Here is a 228-nt window from a genome sequence, read left to right as displayed (position 1 = left end):
GCCGCCCTGACGGCCGGGGCCCCGCGCCGCCCCCTGGGCCGCGACGCGACGTTCCTCCAGCTGCCGCCCGGCTTCTGCGCCCCGTGCCGGGCCACCCGCCGGGTGCTGGAGCGGGTCGTGGCGACCCAGGACGGCGTCGCGCACGTCGAGGCCGACGTCGCGCACCGGGCCGACCTGGCGGAGCGGTTCGCCGTCACCGAGACCCCGACGACGGTGCTGCTCGACGCC

1 protein-coding gene is annotated in these 228 nt (G+C 80.3%); it reads left to right on the top strand.

Annotated features, from left to right (window positions below; all coding sequences use genetic code 11):
* On the top strand, positions 1 to 228 hold a 228-nt coding region (locus KVT14_RS22060), incomplete at both ends, for a thioredoxin family protein (RefSeq protein WP_217617455.1).

The sequence above is a fragment of the Cellulomonas sp. GbtcB1 genome, from assembly GCF_019091725.1.
Taxonomy (GTDB): Bacteria; Actinomycetota; Actinomycetes; order Actinomycetales; family Cellulomonadaceae; genus Cellulomonas.
The sequence above is the reverse complement of the archived record's forward strand: the minus strand, read 5'-3'. Positions and strand labels throughout refer to the sequence as shown.